15 protein-coding genes are annotated in these 15847 nt (G+C 47.4%); 6 read left to right on the top strand and 9 right to left on the bottom strand.

Annotation, left to right across the window (positions count from 1 at the left end; all coding sequences use genetic code 11):
* Positions 1–136: 136 nt before the first annotated feature.
* Positions 137–832: a pirin family protein gene (locus ACO1PK_RS04545; RefSeq protein WP_423187488.1), complete on the bottom strand. Its 696-nt coding sequence runs from the start codon at positions 830–832 to the stop codon at positions 137–139.
* Between the two features lie 328 nt (positions 833–1160).
* Between ACO1PK_RS04545 and ACO1PK_RS04540 the strand changes: the two genes are divergently transcribed.
* Genes ACO1PK_RS04540 through ACO1PK_RS04525 form a run of 4 tightly spaced genes read left to right on the top strand, consistent with a single transcriptional unit; the run spans position 1161 to position 4276 of the window.
* Positions 1161–2105, top strand: coding sequence for a virulence factor BrkB family protein (locus ACO1PK_RS04540; protein ID WP_423187487.1), 945 nt, complete (start codon positions 1161–1163; stop codon positions 2103–2105).
* Positions 2102–2542, top strand: coding sequence for a D-aminoacyl-tRNA deacylase (dtd, locus tag ACO1PK_RS04535; RefSeq protein WP_423187486.1), 441 nt, complete (start codon positions 2102–2104; stop codon positions 2540–2542). Before ACO1PK_RS04540 ends, dtd begins: the two co-directional genes overlap by 4 nt.
* Positions 2542–3444, top strand: coding sequence for a YiiD C-terminal domain-containing protein (locus ACO1PK_RS04530; protein WP_423187485.1), 903 nt, complete (start codon positions 2542–2544; stop codon positions 3442–3444). Before dtd ends, ACO1PK_RS04530 begins: the two co-directional genes overlap by 1 nt.
* A 4-nt stretch (positions 3445–3448) precedes the next feature.
* Positions 3449–4276: an epimerase gene (locus tag ACO1PK_RS04525; RefSeq protein WP_423187484.1), complete on the top strand. Its 828-nt coding sequence runs from the start codon at positions 3449–3451 to the stop codon at positions 4274–4276.
* Here the strand turns inward: ACO1PK_RS04525 and ACO1PK_RS04520 are convergent.
* From ACO1PK_RS04520 to hutC, 4 genes are all read right to left on the bottom strand, one after another.
* Positions 4273–6294 (bottom strand): methyl-accepting chemotaxis protein, encoded by a 2022-nt coding sequence (locus ACO1PK_RS04520; protein ID WP_423187483.1) that lies wholly within the window; start codon positions 6292–6294, stop codon positions 4273–4275. The two genes, ACO1PK_RS04525 and ACO1PK_RS04520, sit on opposite strands and share 4 nt — an antisense overlap.
* Positions 6295–6457: 163 nt before the next feature.
* Complete coding sequence (hutH, locus tag ACO1PK_RS04515) at positions 6458–7993, bottom strand: histidine ammonia-lyase (protein ID WP_423187482.1); 1536 nt, start codon at positions 7991–7993, stop codon at positions 6458–6460.
* Between the two features lie 8 nt (positions 7994–8001).
* On the bottom strand, positions 8002–9684 hold the full coding sequence (gene hutU, locus ACO1PK_RS04510; protein ID WP_423187481.1) for a urocanate hydratase: 1683 nt from the start codon (positions 9682–9684) through the stop codon (positions 8002–8004).
* An 11-nt stretch (positions 9685–9695) separates the two neighbouring features.
* Positions 9696–10403 carry a histidine utilization repressor gene (hutC, locus tag ACO1PK_RS04505; protein ID WP_423187480.1) on the bottom strand — a complete coding sequence of 236 codons (708 nt, stop codon included), beginning with the start codon at positions 10401–10403 and terminating at the stop codon, positions 9696–9698.
* Between the two features lie 131 nt (positions 10404–10534).
* Here hutC and hutI point away from each other — a divergent pair, with 131 nt between their 5' ends.
* Positions 10535–11758, top strand: coding sequence for an imidazolonepropionase (gene hutI / locus ACO1PK_RS04500; protein WP_423187479.1), 1224 nt, complete (start codon positions 10535–10537; stop codon positions 11756–11758).
* A gap of 105 nt (positions 11759–11863) precedes the next feature.
* Here hutI and ACO1PK_RS04495 read toward each other — a convergent pair whose 3' ends face one another.
* Together ACO1PK_RS04495 and rraA are read right to left on the bottom strand one after the other, a co-directional pair.
* Positions 11864–12916 (bottom strand): arginase family protein, encoded by a 1053-nt coding sequence (locus ACO1PK_RS04495; RefSeq protein ID WP_423187478.1) that lies wholly within the window; start codon positions 12914–12916, stop codon positions 11864–11866.
* A 3-nt stretch (positions 12917–12919) separates the two neighbouring features.
* Positions 12920–13405 carry a ribonuclease E activity regulator RraA gene (rraA, locus tag ACO1PK_RS04490; protein ID WP_423187477.1) on the bottom strand — a complete coding sequence of 162 codons (486 nt, stop codon included), beginning with the start codon at positions 13403–13405 and terminating at the stop codon, positions 12920–12922.
* Between the two features lie 187 nt (positions 13406–13592).
* Here rraA and ACO1PK_RS04485 point away from each other — a divergent pair, with 187 nt between their 5' ends.
* Complete coding sequence (locus tag ACO1PK_RS04485) at positions 13593–14126, top strand: phosphatase PAP2 family protein (RefSeq protein ID WP_423187476.1); 534 nt, start codon at positions 13593–13595, stop codon at positions 14124–14126.
* A gap of 10 nt (positions 14127–14136) precedes the next feature.
* Here ACO1PK_RS04485 and ACO1PK_RS04480 read toward each other — a convergent pair whose 3' ends face one another.
* On the bottom strand, positions 14137–14511 hold the full coding sequence (locus ACO1PK_RS04480) for a gamma-butyrobetaine hydroxylase-like domain-containing protein (protein WP_423187475.1): 375 nt from the start codon (positions 14509–14511) through the stop codon (positions 14137–14139).
* Complete coding sequence (hslU, locus tag ACO1PK_RS04475; protein WP_423187474.1) at positions 14511–15842, bottom strand: HslU--HslV peptidase ATPase subunit; 1332 nt, start codon at positions 15840–15842, stop codon at positions 14511–14513. The genes ACO1PK_RS04480 and hslU overlap by 1 nt, the downstream gene beginning before the upstream one ends.
* Between the last annotated feature and the right edge of the window lie 5 nt (positions 15843–15847).

Here is a 15847-nt window from a genome sequence, read left to right as displayed (position 1 = left end):
AGGCCTCAGTTTAAGACAGTACAGCGGAATAAGATTTGTTATAACATATCACATAAAGCAGAAAGAGATAAGTGGCTAGCAGCAAGTGACTGGCCACTTAATAAGAAAAGTGCAGATCATGCCAAGTGCAGAGCGCCTAAGCGGGTAATTCAAACCATAATGCATTGACGGCAGTGTCGTGGCTCTGCAACTTAAGGGCCTGCAAGCCAGTCAGTTTTACTCCATCACCAGCGCTAAGGTGATGGTTATTTAAGCTTAACTCGCCGGCAATTAGGTGCAAATAATAAGCTTTGTTAGCAGCTAACGGCATGGCTAACGCTGCTTGTTGTGCCAAGATGAGCTGCGCTACAGCGGCGTTTTGCTTAATCTGCAAGGTACCATCGCGACCATCCGGGGTAATTACCCAGTTCAGCCCAGGAGCTTGGCTAAAAGCTTTTTGCTGATAACTGGGCTCGGTATCTTTGCTATTGGGTTCAATCCAGATTTGTAAAAACTTTAAATCGGCTGTTTTGCTTGCATTGTACTCACTGTGGTAAATGCCTTTACCAGCACTCATCAGCTGAAACTCGCCGGCAGGTAACAATTGCTCATGCCCCGCGGAGTCTTTATGTGCCATAGTCCCCGCCAAGACATAACTTATAATTTCCATATTGCGATGGCCATGGGTGCTAAAACCAGCGCCGGGCGCGACTTGATCATCATTAAGGACGCGCAATACTGAAAAACCCATCTGCTGCGGATTGTAATAATCACCAAAAGAAAAAGTATGTTGGCTTTGCAGCCAGCCAAAATGCGCTCTGCCACGTTCATTTGCTCGAATAATGTCTAACATCTTGACCTCCTAGTTGCTAAAGATCATCGGTTGTTAAAGGCAACCCGCTGATGTTGCCTAGTGTAGAGTTTATATTTGGCAGATAAAATCGAATTAAATATGATGATATGTTCGATTTTATCAAGCAAAGTAGCTGCGCTGGTTTGGCATAGTCTTTTGCGTTATTCTGCATTTGTGCAGGTAATATCCTTAGTAACTACCAAGACAGGTATTACTGCAAATGCGTTTGCAGAGATAGGCTGAAGTGAGTTGCAAAATTAGCTGTTTCAACGCCAAAAGTGGAGATCAGCCAGAATATGGAGGCTGCACGTTGCAGACAGGAGTTACGATGAAAGTGAAACATTGGCAAAATACTTGGCAACGAGCCCGAGATTTTACAGTGGCCTACTGGCAGCGTTGCCAGCAAGATCAAATCTCGGTGATTGGCGGCTATCTTACCTATATTTCGTTATTGTCCTTGGTGCCTTTAGTTACTGTCATGTTTGCCATGCTCAGTGCCTTTCCGATGTTTGCCGAGTTTCAAGGGCATATAGAGGCTTTTGTTTACGCAAATGTCATTCCGTCTCGCGGTGACGAAATTCAAGCTTATTTAACACGATTTATAGCCAATACCGGCAGCATGACTGCGCTGGGGATCTTAGCGTTAGTGTTTGTAGCCTTATTACTCATTCATAATATTGACAAAACGCTTAATAAAATCTGGCGTATTACTAGCCGACCACGCTTAATAATTTCGTTTTCCATTTATTGGATGATCCTGACCTTAGGGCCTATCTTGTTTGGGCTTTCCATTGGCGTTACATCTTATTTAGTGCGATTAAGTAGCTTAGCTGATGACTATACGCCGGGGTTTTCAACCTTGGTACTGAGCATCGTGCCTTATGCGATGTCGCTCGCGGCGTTTTTTATTTTATATTTAGTGGTGCCCAATACCAAAGTCAGAGTAAGCCATGCGCTATGGGGCGCGTTATTGGCCACCCTGTTCTTTGAATTGTCTAAGCGTGGCTTCGCTTTATATGTAACGCATATTCCTACCTATCAAACGATCTATGGCGCCTTAGCCTTATTACCTATTTTATTTGTCTGGGTACATTTATCCTGGATGGTCGTATTATTGGGAGCTGAACTGACTGCGTTGTTGCAAGAGCGAGCAGGAGATAAGGTGTTACTAACAGAATCTGAAGTGATGGCGATGAATCAAGAGCCGCTCGCTGCGACAACCACATTAGAAGTCAATCCTATTACAGATAACCAAGAGTCTTTACCTCGATGAAAGCATTAATTCAACGCGTTAGCCATGCGCAAGTGGTGGTGGCAGGCGAAATCATTGGCGCCATTGATCAGGGTTTACTGGTGCTATTAGGGGTAGAAGCGGGGGATACCGAGCAAGACTGTAAAAAACTGGCCGAAAAAGTAGTGCGTTATCGCGTGTTTAGTGATGAGCAAGGCAAAATGAATTTAAATGTGCAGCAAGCGGGTGGCAGTTTATTGGTGGTTTCGCAATTTACCTTGGCTGCCGATACGCGCTCAGGTTTGCGTCCCAGCTTTACGCCAGCTGCCGCACCTGCCATAGCCAAAGCCTACTATGAGCAATTTTGTCAGTATTGCCAGACGCTGGGGTTAACCGTTGCCACAGGGCGTTTTGCAGCCGATATGCAAGTCAGTTTAACCAATGCTGGCCCTGTTACTTTTATGCTGGAGAGTCGCTAATGTCAAAAGGGCTAGTGTTAAAAAATCCCGCAACGGCTGCAGAGTGGCATGCGTATTATCAGCTACGATGGCAAGTGTTGCGTGCGCCCTGGCAGCAGCCGCTGGGTTCAGAGCAAGATGCCTTAGAAGCTGATAGTTATCATTTGATGCTAGTGACTCAGCGTGGCGAGACTGTGGCAGTAGGCCGATTACATCGTATTGATGCGGATAACGCCCAAGTTCGCTATATGGCGGTAGCTGAAGCCTGGCAAGGGCAAGGGGCTGGCGCAAAGATTTTACAGGGGTTAGAGCAGCAGGCGATTCAGCTTGGCTGCAAACAGGTGCGATTAAATGCACGTGAAACGGCGCTAACGTTTTATCATAAACAAGGTTACCAAGTGCTGGCACCGGCGCCTGAGCTGTTTGGTATTGCGCATCAGCAAATGCAAAAAGCCTTAATGCTGGCAGGTACAGCGCAGCAGTGGCAGGCGTGGTGCACAAGTTTACAAGCAACTTGGCACAGTACTATTCCGTTAAGTGCGTTTATGCAGCTTAACATCGCAGAGTTTGATGGCTATCAATTAGTGTGTGAAGTGCCTATGGCGCCCAATTTAAATCTGCATAACACGCTATTTGCCGGCAGTATTTATACTTTGGCCACTCTGACGGGGTGGGGGTTATTATACCTACAGTTAACCAGCTTAGGCTTGCAGGGTAAGCAGGTATTGGCGGATGCTTCCATCCGTTACTTCAAGCCTATTACTTGCTCGCCGCGAGCAATTAGCCGCTTGGCAGAGGTGCGGGGAGATTTAACCCCGTTGGCACAAGGTCGCAAAGTACAGCAGCATATTACTGTCTCGCTCTACAGTGAGGGTGAGCTTTGTGCTGAATTTTGCGGTCGCTATGCGGTATTGCCGGAGTAAATTGATGTCTAAAAAAGTCGTTATTGTAGGTTGTGGTTGGTTGGGGCAGCAGCTGGCACAGCCATTAAGTTTGGCCGGGTGGCAGGTTTTTGGCAGCCGCCGCACTCTTGCTGCTGCGCAAAACCTCGCTAAGCCTATTACGGGAATCTCGCTGGCTTTGCCCGATATTGAGCTTAGCGCAGAACTACGGGCGTTATTTTCTGATGCTTGGGTAATTTGCACCATTCCGCCGGGGCTTCGTTCTGGCAATAGTGCGAGCGAGTATTTGCCTAGCTTAGCTGCGCTGGCAGCGCTCTGCCAAGATGTGGGTATTAAAGGGGGAATTCATATCAGTTCTACCGGTGTGTATCAGGGCTTAGCAGGCGCAGTCAGTGAAACAGCCGAGCTAGTGTTAACCTTGCCTCGCGTGGCGCTTTTAGCGCAAGGTGAGCAAATACTACGTCAGAGTGGACCTTGGCTGACCTTGCGTTTAGCCGGGTTAATGGGGCCAGGTCGTCATCCGGGGCGTTTTGTGCAAGGTAAAACCATTAGTGGCGCTGAGCAGCCGGTGAATATGGTGCACAGTGCGGATGTTGCTGCAGCGCTCTTAACCCTGTTCAAACAATGGCCACTTCCTAAATCTTGCTACAACCTTAGTTCACCGGCGCGGATAAGCAAAACGGATTTTTATCAGGCTGCTTGTCAGCGACTTGGTGTGGCAGAATCTGTCAGCTTTACCGCTGAAAGTGCTGAACCTGCCCGCCGGGTTATGTCAGACGCATTTTGCCAAGACACGAGTTTTGAGTATTTATATCATGATGCTCGACAAGCGTTAGTGGCTTGTGAGCCTTAGATCTTAAATTGAGCAGCAGCGGTTTGCAGCTGCTCAGCCAGTTGGGCCACTTCATCACTGTATTGCAGCGTTTGTTCTGCTTGATTGGCACTGGCTTGCGCCAGACCAACCATTTGATGCATCCGATCATTTATGGCTTGCCCTAGTTGCAGCTGATTGCTACTGGCTTGATTCACTGCCGTGCTGATGTTTAAGGTTGCTGAAATAACCTGAGTGACTTGGGTCAAGGCTTGTACTAATTCTGTCATTGTTAAGACACAATCTTCAGCATCGGTTTTACCGGCTAACACCGCCGTAACGGCTTGCTTACTTTGCTGCTGTAAATGTTCAATCATTTGCCGAATTTCACTGGTCGCTTGCTGCGTTCGACCTGCCAACGAGCGCACCTCGTCTGCCACTACCGCAAAGCCACGACCTTGCTCACCGGCTCGCGCTGCTTCAATGGCGGCATTCAAAGCCAGTAAGTTGGTTTGCTCAGCAATAGCACTTATCGTGGTAAGGATGCCACCAATATTCGTGGATTCATCGTTCACTTTTGTCATCAGATTACTGGTGCTGATTAATTGCTGCGCGAGTTTATTAATTCTATTGTTATTATCATCAGCTAGCTGGCTAATTTGCTGGCTTTGCTGTAACGCTTGTTGCATCGCATGACCGGCTTCGGCTGCCTGCGAAGCGACGGTTTCAGTGTTATGTGCCAGTTGTTCAGTGATCTGGTCGACGCCGCTAATTTGTTCTTGTTGCAAATGCAGTGATTGGTTAATTTCACTCACGGCCTGTGTCGAGCGACCAGAGGTGCTGCTCAAGGCTGCGGCATTTTGCTGGATATTGGTTAAGAGACTACTCAAGGCGTTGATCAGGCTATTTACTTTAGCTGATAAAGCCCCGAATTCGTCAGCTTGCTTTATCTCTAGCTTACGGGTCAGATCGCCTTTGGCAATGTAACCGAGGATATGGTTGATACCCGCCAGAGGTTTGAGCATAGCGTTAATAGTAAAGTAGGCGGTTGCAGCAGCGAGCACCACTAAAATAAACATAATTAGCCAAGTTCGGTTACTGCCCGCATTTAAAGCGCTTGCTGCTTGTTGCTGTAAATTAACAAACTGCTTATCGGCAGCTGCCACGACCAGGCCAAGTTCTGTTAACGCTAATTCAACTTCCTGCTCTGCGGTATTCAGTGCGTTGCGCGTTTGTTGTAATTGACCGAGTTGCTGTTGTTTGATTGCCACAACATTATCTGCGCTTTCTAATCGATCTAGTAGCTGTTGCCATTGATCCTCAAAGCTTTGCCACAGACCGTTAGTATTGATACCTTGTGTGAGTTGCGCCAAGTAGTCCACATTAACCTGCATGTCACTTAGCGTAAAATTGATATTGTCTTTATTTCTTTCAAATTGTGCGACTTCGTTGTAGCCAGCAATTTCCTGTAAGGTATTCACTAAACCGACTAACTGGCCATCTAACCGTGCTGCGGTGCCAGCAATGACTTCTGCTGCTTGCGCGTTCCGGGGTAGTTCTATTTCACTTAATTCAATTAACGCGGCGCCAGCTTCATCTAACAGGCTCGCCAGAGCAGATACTTCAGTGCTGAGTTGATCTTCATAGCGTAAACTTTGCAATCTGGCCGTAAACATTTGCTCAGTTGCTTGCATCGATTTATTGGCAGCCTCAGTCGCATTTTGGAGATTTTTTTGTAAATTACTGCCGGCACTTAACTGTTGGAAGTTATTAAGTAGCTGATTAAATTGTTGTCGTTGTTGTAGAAAGTCAGTTTGATAACGTTCAATCGTTGTCTGTTGCTCTGCAGTAAAGCCTGCTGCTGTTAGTCGGGCTAGTTGCAGCAGTTGAATTTGCGCCAAATTACTTTGTTGCTGTGCGGGCACCGCTAACTCATTCACTTGATTATTCGCACTGGTGATACTGCGGAAACTATTTAAGGCGGAGATACTGGCAATTAACAATAAGAGTGTAATAAAGCTAAAGCCAATAATAACTTTATGTGCAACGGTCAACTTCATATGCTAAACCCCTGTCAGATCTATTTTTAGTATAGTTATGTTTTACGGATCTGGTGAAGAATTTACCTTATCAGGTTTTAAATGACTGGTCTAGCCAGTTTTGAAAAGTAAAAAACCTATCTCGCTGAACGAGATAGGTTTTCATTAGGTCTAACTAAAGTAGTTAGAAACTACTTAATAATCCTGCAGGGAGAATAGTATTAAGTGTGCCCTCACGGATTATGGCCGCGCTTTGCTCTATATCTGGACCAAAGTAACGATCTTGGTCATAAAAGGCGACTTGAGTGCGTAACAAGGTTTTGGCCTGCTCAATAGCCGGCGTGCTTTTTAATGGCGCACGGAAATCTAAGCCTTGTGCCGCTGCCAGATATTCTACCGCCAATACGCCGGTAGTGTTTTCAGCCATATCGGCTAAGCGCCGTGCGGCAAAGGTGGCCATGGAAACATGATCTTCCTGATTGGCCGAAGTTGGTAAACTGTCGACAGAAGCAGGGTGGGCTAAGGATTTATTTTCTGATGCCAGGGCCGCTGCGGTAACTTGCGCAATCATAAAGCCACTGTTAACGCCGCCATTTGGCACTAAAAATGCCGGTAGCTTGCTTAAGCTGGCATCGATAAGCAGTGCCATGCGTCGCTCGGATATAGCACCAATTTCGGCAATGGCTAAGGCTAGGTTGTCTGCTGCCATGGCGACTGGCTCAGCATGGAAATTACCACCAGAGAGAATATCACCGTCGTCGGCAAAGACTAGCGGGTTGTCGGTTACGCCATTGGCTTCCACTTCCAACACGCCGGCAGCATGACGGATTTGGGTTAAACAGGCGCCCATGACTTGTGGCTGGCAGCGCAGTGAGTAAGGATCTTGGACTTTTTCACAGTCTTTATGCGATTGGCCAACTTCGGAATCCGCGCCGAGCAAATGCCGATAAATGGCAGCAGCATCGATTTGTCCTTGCTGGCCGCGCGCAAGGTGAATCCTCGGGTCAAACGGCGCGCGACTACCAAGGGCGGCTTCTACGCTCATGGCACCAATAACGGAGCCGGCAGCAAACACATCTTCGGCGCGGAATAGGCCTTCGAGTGCTAATGCCGTTGAAGCCTGAGTACCGTTTAATAGGGCTAAACCTTCTTTAGCTGCGAGCGTCAGTGGCTGTAAGCCCACGAGTTCGAAGGCTTCTTTGGCATCGTAAATTTGGCCTTTATAGCAAATTTCCCCTTCGCCAATCAGTGGTAACACCATATGTGCTAAGGGCGCTAAATCGCCAGAAGCACCGACTGAGCCTTTTTCTGGGATGCAGGGGTAAAGCTCAGCATTGACCATATCGATCAGCAGTTGGATCACGCTTAAGCGAATACCTGAAAAACCGCGGGCTAAGGAGTTAATTTTTAACACCATCATTAAACGCACTGTGCTATCGGCCATAAACTGGCCAAAGCCTGCGGCATGCGATAGGACGATAGAGCGTTGCAGTAATTCCAGCTCTTCATGTTTGATCCGGGTATTGGCCAGTAAGCCAAAACCCGTATTGATGCCATAAACCACTTTGTTTTGTTTTAAAATATCGGCCACGCATGCCGCAGATTTTTCAATTGCTGGCAGGGCGCTGTCATCTAAGGTTAGGATTACCGCACCTTGTTTTACAGCACGTAATTGTGCCAGCGTCAGCTTACCTGGCGTTAAATGTAAGGCATATGTCATAGTTTTTCTCACTTAGCAGTGCGGTTAATCATAGGTAAGTCAAGGCCTTGCTCTTCGGCGCAATCTACCGCAATGGCGTAGCCAGCATCGGCATGGCGCATTACGCCAGTGCCTGGATCGTTCCACAGCACCCGGCCTAAACGGGCGGCAGCTTGCTCGGTACCATCCGCTAAAATCACCACGCCACTGTGTTGACTATAGCCCATACCGACACCACCACCGTGATGCAGTGAGACCCAAGTGGCACCGCCAGCGGTATTCAGTAGCGCATTGAGTAATGGCCAGTCTGATACGGCATCTGAGCCATCTAGCATGGCTTCGGTTTCACGGTTTGGACTAGCAACTGAGCCTGAATCCAAATGATCGCGACCAATCACCACCGGTGCAGACAGCTCACCGTTTTTCACCATTTCATTAAAGGCCAGCGCAATACGAGCGCGATCTTTTAAACCAATCCAGCAGATCCGCGCCGGTAAACCTTGGAACTGAATGCGTTCACGCGCCATATCCAGCCAGTTATGCAGGTGTGGATCATTTGGGATCAGCTCTTTTACTTTAGCATCGGTTTTATAGATATCTTCTGGATCGCCAGATAAAGCGACCCAACGGAACGGGCCTATGCCTTGGCAGAATAATGGGCGGATATAGGCTGGTACAAAGCCAGGGAAATCAAAGGCATTTGCTACACCGACATCTTTGGCCATCTGGCGGATATTATTGCCATAATCTGTCGCGACGGCACCGCGTTGCTGCATGGTCAAAATGGCTTTTACTTGCACCGCCATGGCGTCTTTCGCGGCAGCAACGACAGCGTTTTCATCTTCTGTCCGCTTAGCTTTGGCTTGCGCCATGGTCCAACCTTGGGGTAAATAGCCATTAAGGGGATCATGGGCAGAGGTTTGATCGGTTACCACATCCGGGGTAATACCACGGGCGACTAATTCGCTAAACACATCAGCGGCATTTGCTAACAAACCAATAGAGGTGGGTTTGCCGCTGGCTTTGGCCTGTTCTAACATGGCTAAGGCTTCATCTAGCGAGTAGGCTTTTTGATCTAAATATCGGGTTTTTAAGCGAAAATCGATACGACTTTCATCTACTTCACAGGCTAGCATATGGAAACCGGCCATAGTGGCAGCTAATGGCTGCGCGCCGCCCATACCACCTAAGCCACCGGTTAAAATCCATTTGCCGTTGGCAACACCATTAAAATGCTGTTTAGCAATGGCTACAAAGGTTTCGTAAGTACCTTGCACTATGCCTTGGGTACCAATGTAGATCCAAGAACCCGCCGTCATCTGGCCATACATCATCAGGCCTTTGCGATCCAGCTCGTTAAAGTGCTGCCAGTTGGCCCAAGCGGGGACCAAGTTTGAGTTAGCAATCAGTACTCTAGGTGCATCGGGATGGGTTGGGAAAACGCCAACCGGTTTACCGCTTTGGACCAATAAAGTTTGGTTATCTTCTAAACGATCCAGTACTTCGACAATTTTATCAAAGCAGGCCCAGTTACGGGCGGCGCGGCCAATACCACCATACACCACCAAGGCTTGTGGGTGTTCAGCCACTTCGGGATCTAAGTTATTCATTAGCATGCGCTTGGCTGCTTCGGTTTGCCAGCTTTTAGCGGTAATTTGGTTACCGCGGGCGGCGCGGATCACGCGGCTTTCATCAATACGATTATCGTTCATTGCAACCTCAGTTAACGTGGTAGAGCAAAATTAAGGTGTCCTCCCAGTCGATACCGACTGCCGGGAGAGGTTAAATAGGCTAGGCTGACCGCACCATCACGACTAAAAGTTCGCCGTGTTAAACGTAGGCAAGGTTCAGGTTTTTTTAATGCCAAATGTTGGCAAGTAAAGTCGTCTGGCCAAATCGCTTCCACAATATGTTCGGCTTCAGTGAGCGGGGCGATTTCACTTAAATACAAATGCGGAGTAATTTCTTGAAAATCTTGCTTTGTGTATAAAGGCACTTGTTTTGGGTTAACGTAACGAGCTTCTAATTGCAGCGGCAAACTATCAGAAAAATGCACAATCAACGAAAAATACACCGGATCATTACGCTTTAACCCCAGTGCCGTGGCAACGATGGTTGGGCAGGGTAGCTCGGTAAGCTGAATAAGTTTTGCGCCATAGGCATGACCGCCACTTTGTACCTCATCGGCAATATTACGAATTTCCAGCAAGGACGATTGTGACTTTAAGGCGGCGACAAAACTGCCCACGCCCTGAGTACGATACAAGATCCCTTGCTCAGTAAGTTCTTGTAAGGCGCGGCGTGCCGTCATCCGGCTGACCGAGAATTGTTCGGCTAGCTCATTTTCAGAAGGTACTCGGCTATGTTCCGGCCAGGCACCGCTTTCAATCTGGCGCAGCATAAACTCTTTGATTTCGGCAAATTTGGCCATGCAATACCTACTGTGCTGTTCGGATAAAGGCGAATTCGTTTTTTAAAAATAGCGGATTTTGGTTGTATATACAAGTTTTTCGGTTAGACTATTTTACATACACTGCGACAGTTGGATTTTGGGAGCCTGAGATGATTGAATTTGATGCAGTTTGGATAAATGCTAACCTGGCCACGATGAATAAGAGCACAGAGCCTTATGGTGCCATTATCGATGGCGCCATAGCGGTTAAAGATGGCTTGATTGCTTATGCTGGCCCAAAAGCTGGCTTACCGGCTTTTGATGTGCTGAGTACGCCACTTTATGATGTAGCAGGGCAGTGGGTGTTACCTGGTTTAATCGATTGTCATACCCATTTAGTGTATGCCGGCAATCGTGCGAATGAATTTGAAATGCGCTTGCAAGGCGCGACCTATCAAGAGATTGCTGCAGCCGGTGGCGGTATTGCCAGCACGGTACGGGCGACGCGCGAAGCTAGCCACGAAAGCTTATTTAAATTAGCCAAAGATCGCTTACACGCGTTACAAAATGAAGGCGTGACCACGGTCGAGATCAAGTCAGGCTATGGCTTAGATTTAGCCTCAGAGCAAAAAATGCTAGAAGTTGCGGCCTTGTTAGACGAGCATCATCCGATCAGTATTCAGAAAACCTTTTTAGGCGCTCATGCGCTGCCTGCTGAATATAAAGATAATGCCGATGCTTATATTGAACAGGTGTGTCAGATGCTCCCAGCGTTGCAGCAGCAAGGGCTAGTCGATGCGGTAGATGTGTTTTGTGAAGGGATCGGTTTTAGTGTGGCGCAAAGTCGCAAAGTGTTTGCGGCTGCCAAAGCCTTAGGCTTGCCGGTAAAAGCCCATGCTGAGCAACTGTCAAATTTAGGCGGCAGTGCCTTGGTGGCAGAGTTCTCCGGCTTGTCGGCCGATCATATTGAGTTTTTAGATGAAGCCGGTGTTGCGGCTATGGCAAAGGCTGGTACCGTCGCGGTTTTACTGCCAGGTGCTTATTACTTTTTGCGGGAAACTCAGCTACCGCCGATTGCTTTACTACGGCAGTATCAGGTGCCAATGGCGATTGCTAGCGATCTGAATCCGGGCACTTCGCCATTGTGCTCATTGCAACTGATGTTAAATATGGCTTGTACCTTGTTTCGCTTAACCCCAGAAGAAGCCTTGCTTGGTGTAACGCGCCATGCCGCCAAGGCCTTGGGATTAAATGACCGTGGCGTTTTGGCTGCCGGCATGCGCGCTGACTTTGGCTGTTATGCCATTAGCCAGCCCGCCGAATTATGCTATCAATTTGGCGTCAAGCCACTGCGCCAGTTGGTGATTGGCGGTAACATCTGCCGTTTGAGTTAGCTGCTCTAAGTACATTTAGCGTGGCCAATACTGCAATTACACCTCTTATCAGCTGCAATAACCGCAAGTTTTTAGCTTTCGGTTATTGCAGTAAGGCGTTAAGTGTTAGTGACAGCCTTTTGCGTGTAAAAAAGCTTGTACCAACTGACTTAACACTTGGCCGCAATGATTTATGCCAGCAGCAAGCCCAGCTGGATGCTGGGCAGGGGCGGCTTCGGCAAGATGCAAGTAGGCAGTATTGGGCAGTTTAGCCAATTGATACACCGCTTGCTCTGCTTCGGCAACACTAATACCGCTATAATTTAATGCGCTGGCTGGCATGGCGGTAATGCAATCGGTATCCAACTCTAACGCCAGTGGTATGTTGGCAGTTAATAGTTTATCTAAGGCCCAGTCTATTGCTTGTTGCCAACTGAGGCTTTGTTCCACAAAAATTTGTTGGTAGCTTACATACTCAGCATTTGCTTGTTGTAAGGCTGCCAAGCTAGCGGCATTGTTTTTTTGTTGATGCAAGCCTAACACTAAGTAATGGTTTAATAAGCCTTGCGCTTTGGCATAGCTAAAACCATTACCACTATGCCTACCTTCCAGTGCACGAAAATCCGCATGGGGATCAAGATTAATACAATTTATCTTTTGGCCTTTACTGTGGCTAAGTGCTTGCAGAAGCGGGAGGGCATTGTTGTGGCCACCACCAATGATAATAGGAATAAGCCCTACGGCTAAAATAGGTTGTACTGCCGCCAGTACGCGTTGGTCTAATTGCGCACAGAGCGCGCGCAATTGCTCAAGCGCGTTTGGAGTGTTGTTGGTAATACTGACACTTTGTTGTTGCAAATCAGCACAAGCAACTTCACCCAACAGCATAATTTTGCTGGCATCTAATAATTCGTTGCTTTGTAAATTAAGAAATTTACCTAAAAATGCTGACCAACCTTGCTCAGCACCAGCCAGCCCACAGTTAGCCCTAGGCCCGAGATCTTCTGGAATACCGAGCAAGACATAACGCCCGCCAGCCGCGAGAAAAGTGTCTAAGTTTTGTTGTAATGATAATGCAGGCTGGCATAAATAAATGGTTTGACCAAGGCGAATTTCGCCATCGCGACTTTGAAAAAAGGCGCCTAATTGCGCCTTGGTTAAAAACTGTATTGCTGACATTGGTTATTCGATATCCAGCGCTTCAGGCGAGAGAATAATGCCGGTTGTGTCGGCATAAAGATGATCGCCGGGTAAAAAAGTGACACCCGCAAAATTAACCGGCACATCGGTTTCGCCAAAGCCACTGTCATCCGCGCCAATGGGGATAGCGTTGACCGCTTGGATGCCAATATCAAAATCTTCTAATTCATCTAGGTTACGCACGCTACCGTAACAAACAATGCCTTCCCAACCATTAGTTGCGGCTAGTGAGGCGAGTTCAGCATCAATCAAGGCGCGGCGGGCTGAGCCACCACCATCAATCAGTAACACCTTACCCACACCATTGTCGGCCAGCATTTGCCTTACCAAGCCATTATCTTCAAAACATTTTACGGTATGGATTATTCCGCCAAAGGAGCGACGACCACCATAATTTGCAAAAATAGGTTCGACCACGTCAACCTGATCCGCATAAAGATCGCATAACTCTGAGGTATTGTATTCCATCTTGTACTCCGCACCGTAATTAGGGATGGCAACAGTATAACTTGCGATGACGTAAGCTCAAGCGGAACTTGAGTTCTTCGGCACTATTAGTTGAGATCGCCGGTTTTTTTAAAGAAGAGGGCTGTCATTTTTTCGTCATTAAGTTTTTTTAGGATAGGTTGAGATTTCGCACTATAGGGCCGCTGCTATGCTGCTAAAACGTCTGGAATATTGGGATCATGCCTTTTTTTGCCGTTTGTTTGCCCGAAGTTCATCGCAAGTTATGGCTCGGGGCAGTTATTGGCTTTCTAAAAGTGCTGATGGCCCTTTATATGTTTTACTCGTCTTGCTGCTTTTTCTGTTTGAAGTGGCACAAGCTTGGCAGGTAACTCGGTTATTATTGGTGGCTTTTGCTATAGAGCTGCCTTTATATCTGTTACTGAAAAATAGTATTAAACGTGCCAGACCCCAGCAAGCAGTAAGCTTACCTCGGATTGTGGCGCATATTATCCCTTCTGATACGTTCAGCTTGCCGTCGGGGCATACTGCAGCCGCCTTTGTAGTGGTCACTAGTTTAAGTTTAATTTATCCGGCGCTGTTATTGCCGTTGCTGTTGTGGGGGGCTTTAGTGGGATTGTCCCGCGTCATGCTGGGCGTGCATTTTCCACTCGATATTCTGGCTGGCATGTTACTGGGTGTGTTATCAAGCTTAACAGCCGCCAGTTGGTTAGAAATTTGGTAATAGGGTATCGTTATGGCAGAGTCTTGATGGCAATACGTGGTTCTCTGCTGGCATTTGCCAGTTTGAGCTGTTGCAAATATTGCTGCCATAGGAGTGGCTGTTTGGCTGCTAGCTGTTGCAAATACGCAAAGCTATATAGCCCCGTATTATGGCCATCATCAAATACCAGCTTTATTGCATAATGCCCTATTGGAATAATGCTGCTGATGGCAACATCACGCTTATTGGCGACCAAGCTGGGCTTGCCATGGCCGCGAACTTCTGCGGACGGCGAATGCACCCGCAGAAATTCAGCGCTTAAACTGCTGCAGCTACCGTCGCTGTAGATTAAATCTAACAAGCGACGACGTTGATGATAATGCAGTTTGCTAAGGCTAACAGTCATTACAGAATAAACCGGCTAAGATCTTCATCTTGTACCAAGCTACCTAAATGTTGCTCAACATAGGCGCCATCAATGCTGATTTGTTGCCCCGCATGGTCGGCTGCATCATAAGAAATCTCTTCCAACAAGCGTTCCATCACCGTGTATAAACGTCTGGCACCGATATTCTCAGTGGTTTCGTTGACTTGAAACGCTGCTGCCGCGATACGTTTTATCCCATCTTCAGTAAACTGTATTTGCACGCCTTCCGTCGCTAACATCGCCCGAGCTTGCTCAGTTAATGAGGCTTTCGGCTCTGTTAGGATACGCTCAAAGTCAGCAGCACTTAAGGCTTCTAATTCTACTCGAATTGGCAAGCGCCCTTGCAGTTCTGGCACTAAATCAGAAGGCTTGCTCATCTGGAAAGCGCCAGAGGCGATAAACAGAATATGATCGGTTTTGACCATGCCATGTTTAGTATTAACAGTGCAACCTTCAATCAATGGCAGTAGATCGCGCTGCACACCTTCACGAGAAACATCAGGACCACTGGTCTCGCCACGTTTACAAATTTTATCGATTTCATCTAAAAATACGATGCCATTTTGTTCAACTGCCTCTAAAGCTTCCGCTTTCAATTCTTCTGGGTTGACCAGTCGGGCGGCTTCTTCTTCAATCAGCTGTTTAAAAGCATCTTTGATTTTTAACTTACGTTTTTTCTTTTTTTCGCTACCCAAGCTTTGAAACATACTTTGCAGTTGCGAGGTCATTTCTTCCATACCTGGTGGGGCCATAATTTCCACACCAATAGGTCCTTGTGCTAGCTCTAGTTCGATTTCTTTATCGTCTAGCTGGCCTTCACGCAGCTTTTTGCGAAAAATTTGTCGGGTGTTGGAATCAGTACTGCTTTTCTCTGTTTCACCCCAAGCATCTTTAGGTTTAGGCAGTAACGCATCCAAAATTCGTTCTTCAGCTGCTTCTTCAGCACGAAAACGATTTTTAGCGATGGCTTGTTCACGGAACATTTTAACGGCGCTATCGGTAAGGTCGCGGATAATACTTTCGACTTCTTTACCCACATAGCCCACTTCGGTAAATTTGGTGGCTTCTACCTTGATAAAGGGCGCATTGGCTAATTTTGCTAAGCGTCGAGCGATCTCGGTTTTACCTACGCCAGTTGGGCCTATCATTAAAATATTCTTGGGCGTCACTTCTTGGCGTAACGCGGGATCTAATTGCATACGGCGCCAACGATTACGTAAGGCAATGGCGACGGCTTTTTTGGCTTTATTCTGGCCAATGATGTGGCGATCCAGCTCGTGGACAATTTCTCTTGGCGTCATATCAGACATAGATT

The organism is Alishewanella sp. d11 (genome assembly GCF_049390205.1).
Lineage (GTDB): Bacteria > Pseudomonadota > Gammaproteobacteria > Enterobacterales > Alteromonadaceae > Alishewanella.
This window is presented reverse-complemented; position numbering and strand designations above follow the sequence as displayed.

Excerpts from the sequence above, each read along its gene's own strand:
- ACO1PK_RS04495 (WP_423187478.1), bottom strand. The coding sequence starts at position 12,916 with ATGTCAGCAATACAGTTTTTAACCAAGGCGCAATTAGGCGCCTTTTTT.
- hutI (WP_423187479.1), top strand. The coding sequence starts at position 10,535 with ATGATTGAATTTGATGCAGTTTGGATAAATGCTAACCTGGCCACGATG.
- ACO1PK_RS04525 (WP_423187484.1), top strand. The coding sequence starts at position 3,449 with ATGTCTAAAAAAGTCGTTATTGTAGGTTGTGGTTGGTTGGGGCAGCAG.
- hutH (WP_423187482.1), bottom strand. The coding sequence starts at position 7,993 with ATGACATATGCCTTACATTTAACGCCAGGTAAGCTGACGCTGGCACAA.
- dtd (WP_423187486.1), top strand. The coding sequence starts at position 2,102 with ATGAAAGCATTAATTCAACGCGTTAGCCATGCGCAAGTGGTGGTGGCA.
- ACO1PK_RS04485 (WP_423187476.1), top strand. The coding sequence starts at position 13,593 with ATGCTGCTAAAACGTCTGGAATATTGGGATCATGCCTTTTTTTGCCGT.
- hutU (WP_423187481.1), bottom strand. The coding sequence starts at position 9,684 with ATGAACGATAATCGTATTGATGAAAGCCGCGTGATCCGCGCCGCCCGC.
- ACO1PK_RS04480 (WP_423187475.1), bottom strand. The coding sequence starts at position 14,511 with ATGACTGTTAGCCTTAGCAAACTGCATTATCATCAACGTCGTCGCTTG.
- ACO1PK_RS04530 (WP_423187485.1), top strand. The coding sequence starts at position 2,542 with ATGTCAAAAGGGCTAGTGTTAAAAAATCCCGCAACGGCTGCAGAGTGG.
- rraA (WP_423187477.1), bottom strand. The coding sequence starts at position 13,405 with ATGGAATACAATACCTCAGAGTTATGCGATCTTTATGCGGATCAGGTT.
- hslU (WP_423187474.1), bottom strand. The coding sequence starts at position 15,842 with ATGTCTGATATGACGCCAAGAGAAATTGTCCACGAGCTGGATCGCCAC.
- ACO1PK_RS04540 (WP_423187487.1), top strand. The coding sequence starts at position 1,161 with ATGAAAGTGAAACATTGGCAAAATACTTGGCAACGAGCCCGAGATTTT.
- hutC (WP_423187480.1), bottom strand. The coding sequence starts at position 10,403 with ATGGCCAAATTTGCCGAAATCAAAGAGTTTATGCTGCGCCAGATTGAA.
- ACO1PK_RS04520 (WP_423187483.1), bottom strand. The coding sequence starts at position 6,294 with ATGAAGTTGACCGTTGCACATAAAGTTATTATTGGCTTTAGCTTTATT.
- ACO1PK_RS04545 (WP_423187488.1), bottom strand. The coding sequence starts at position 832 with ATGTTAGACATTATTCGAGCAAATGAACGTGGCAGAGCGCATTTTGGC.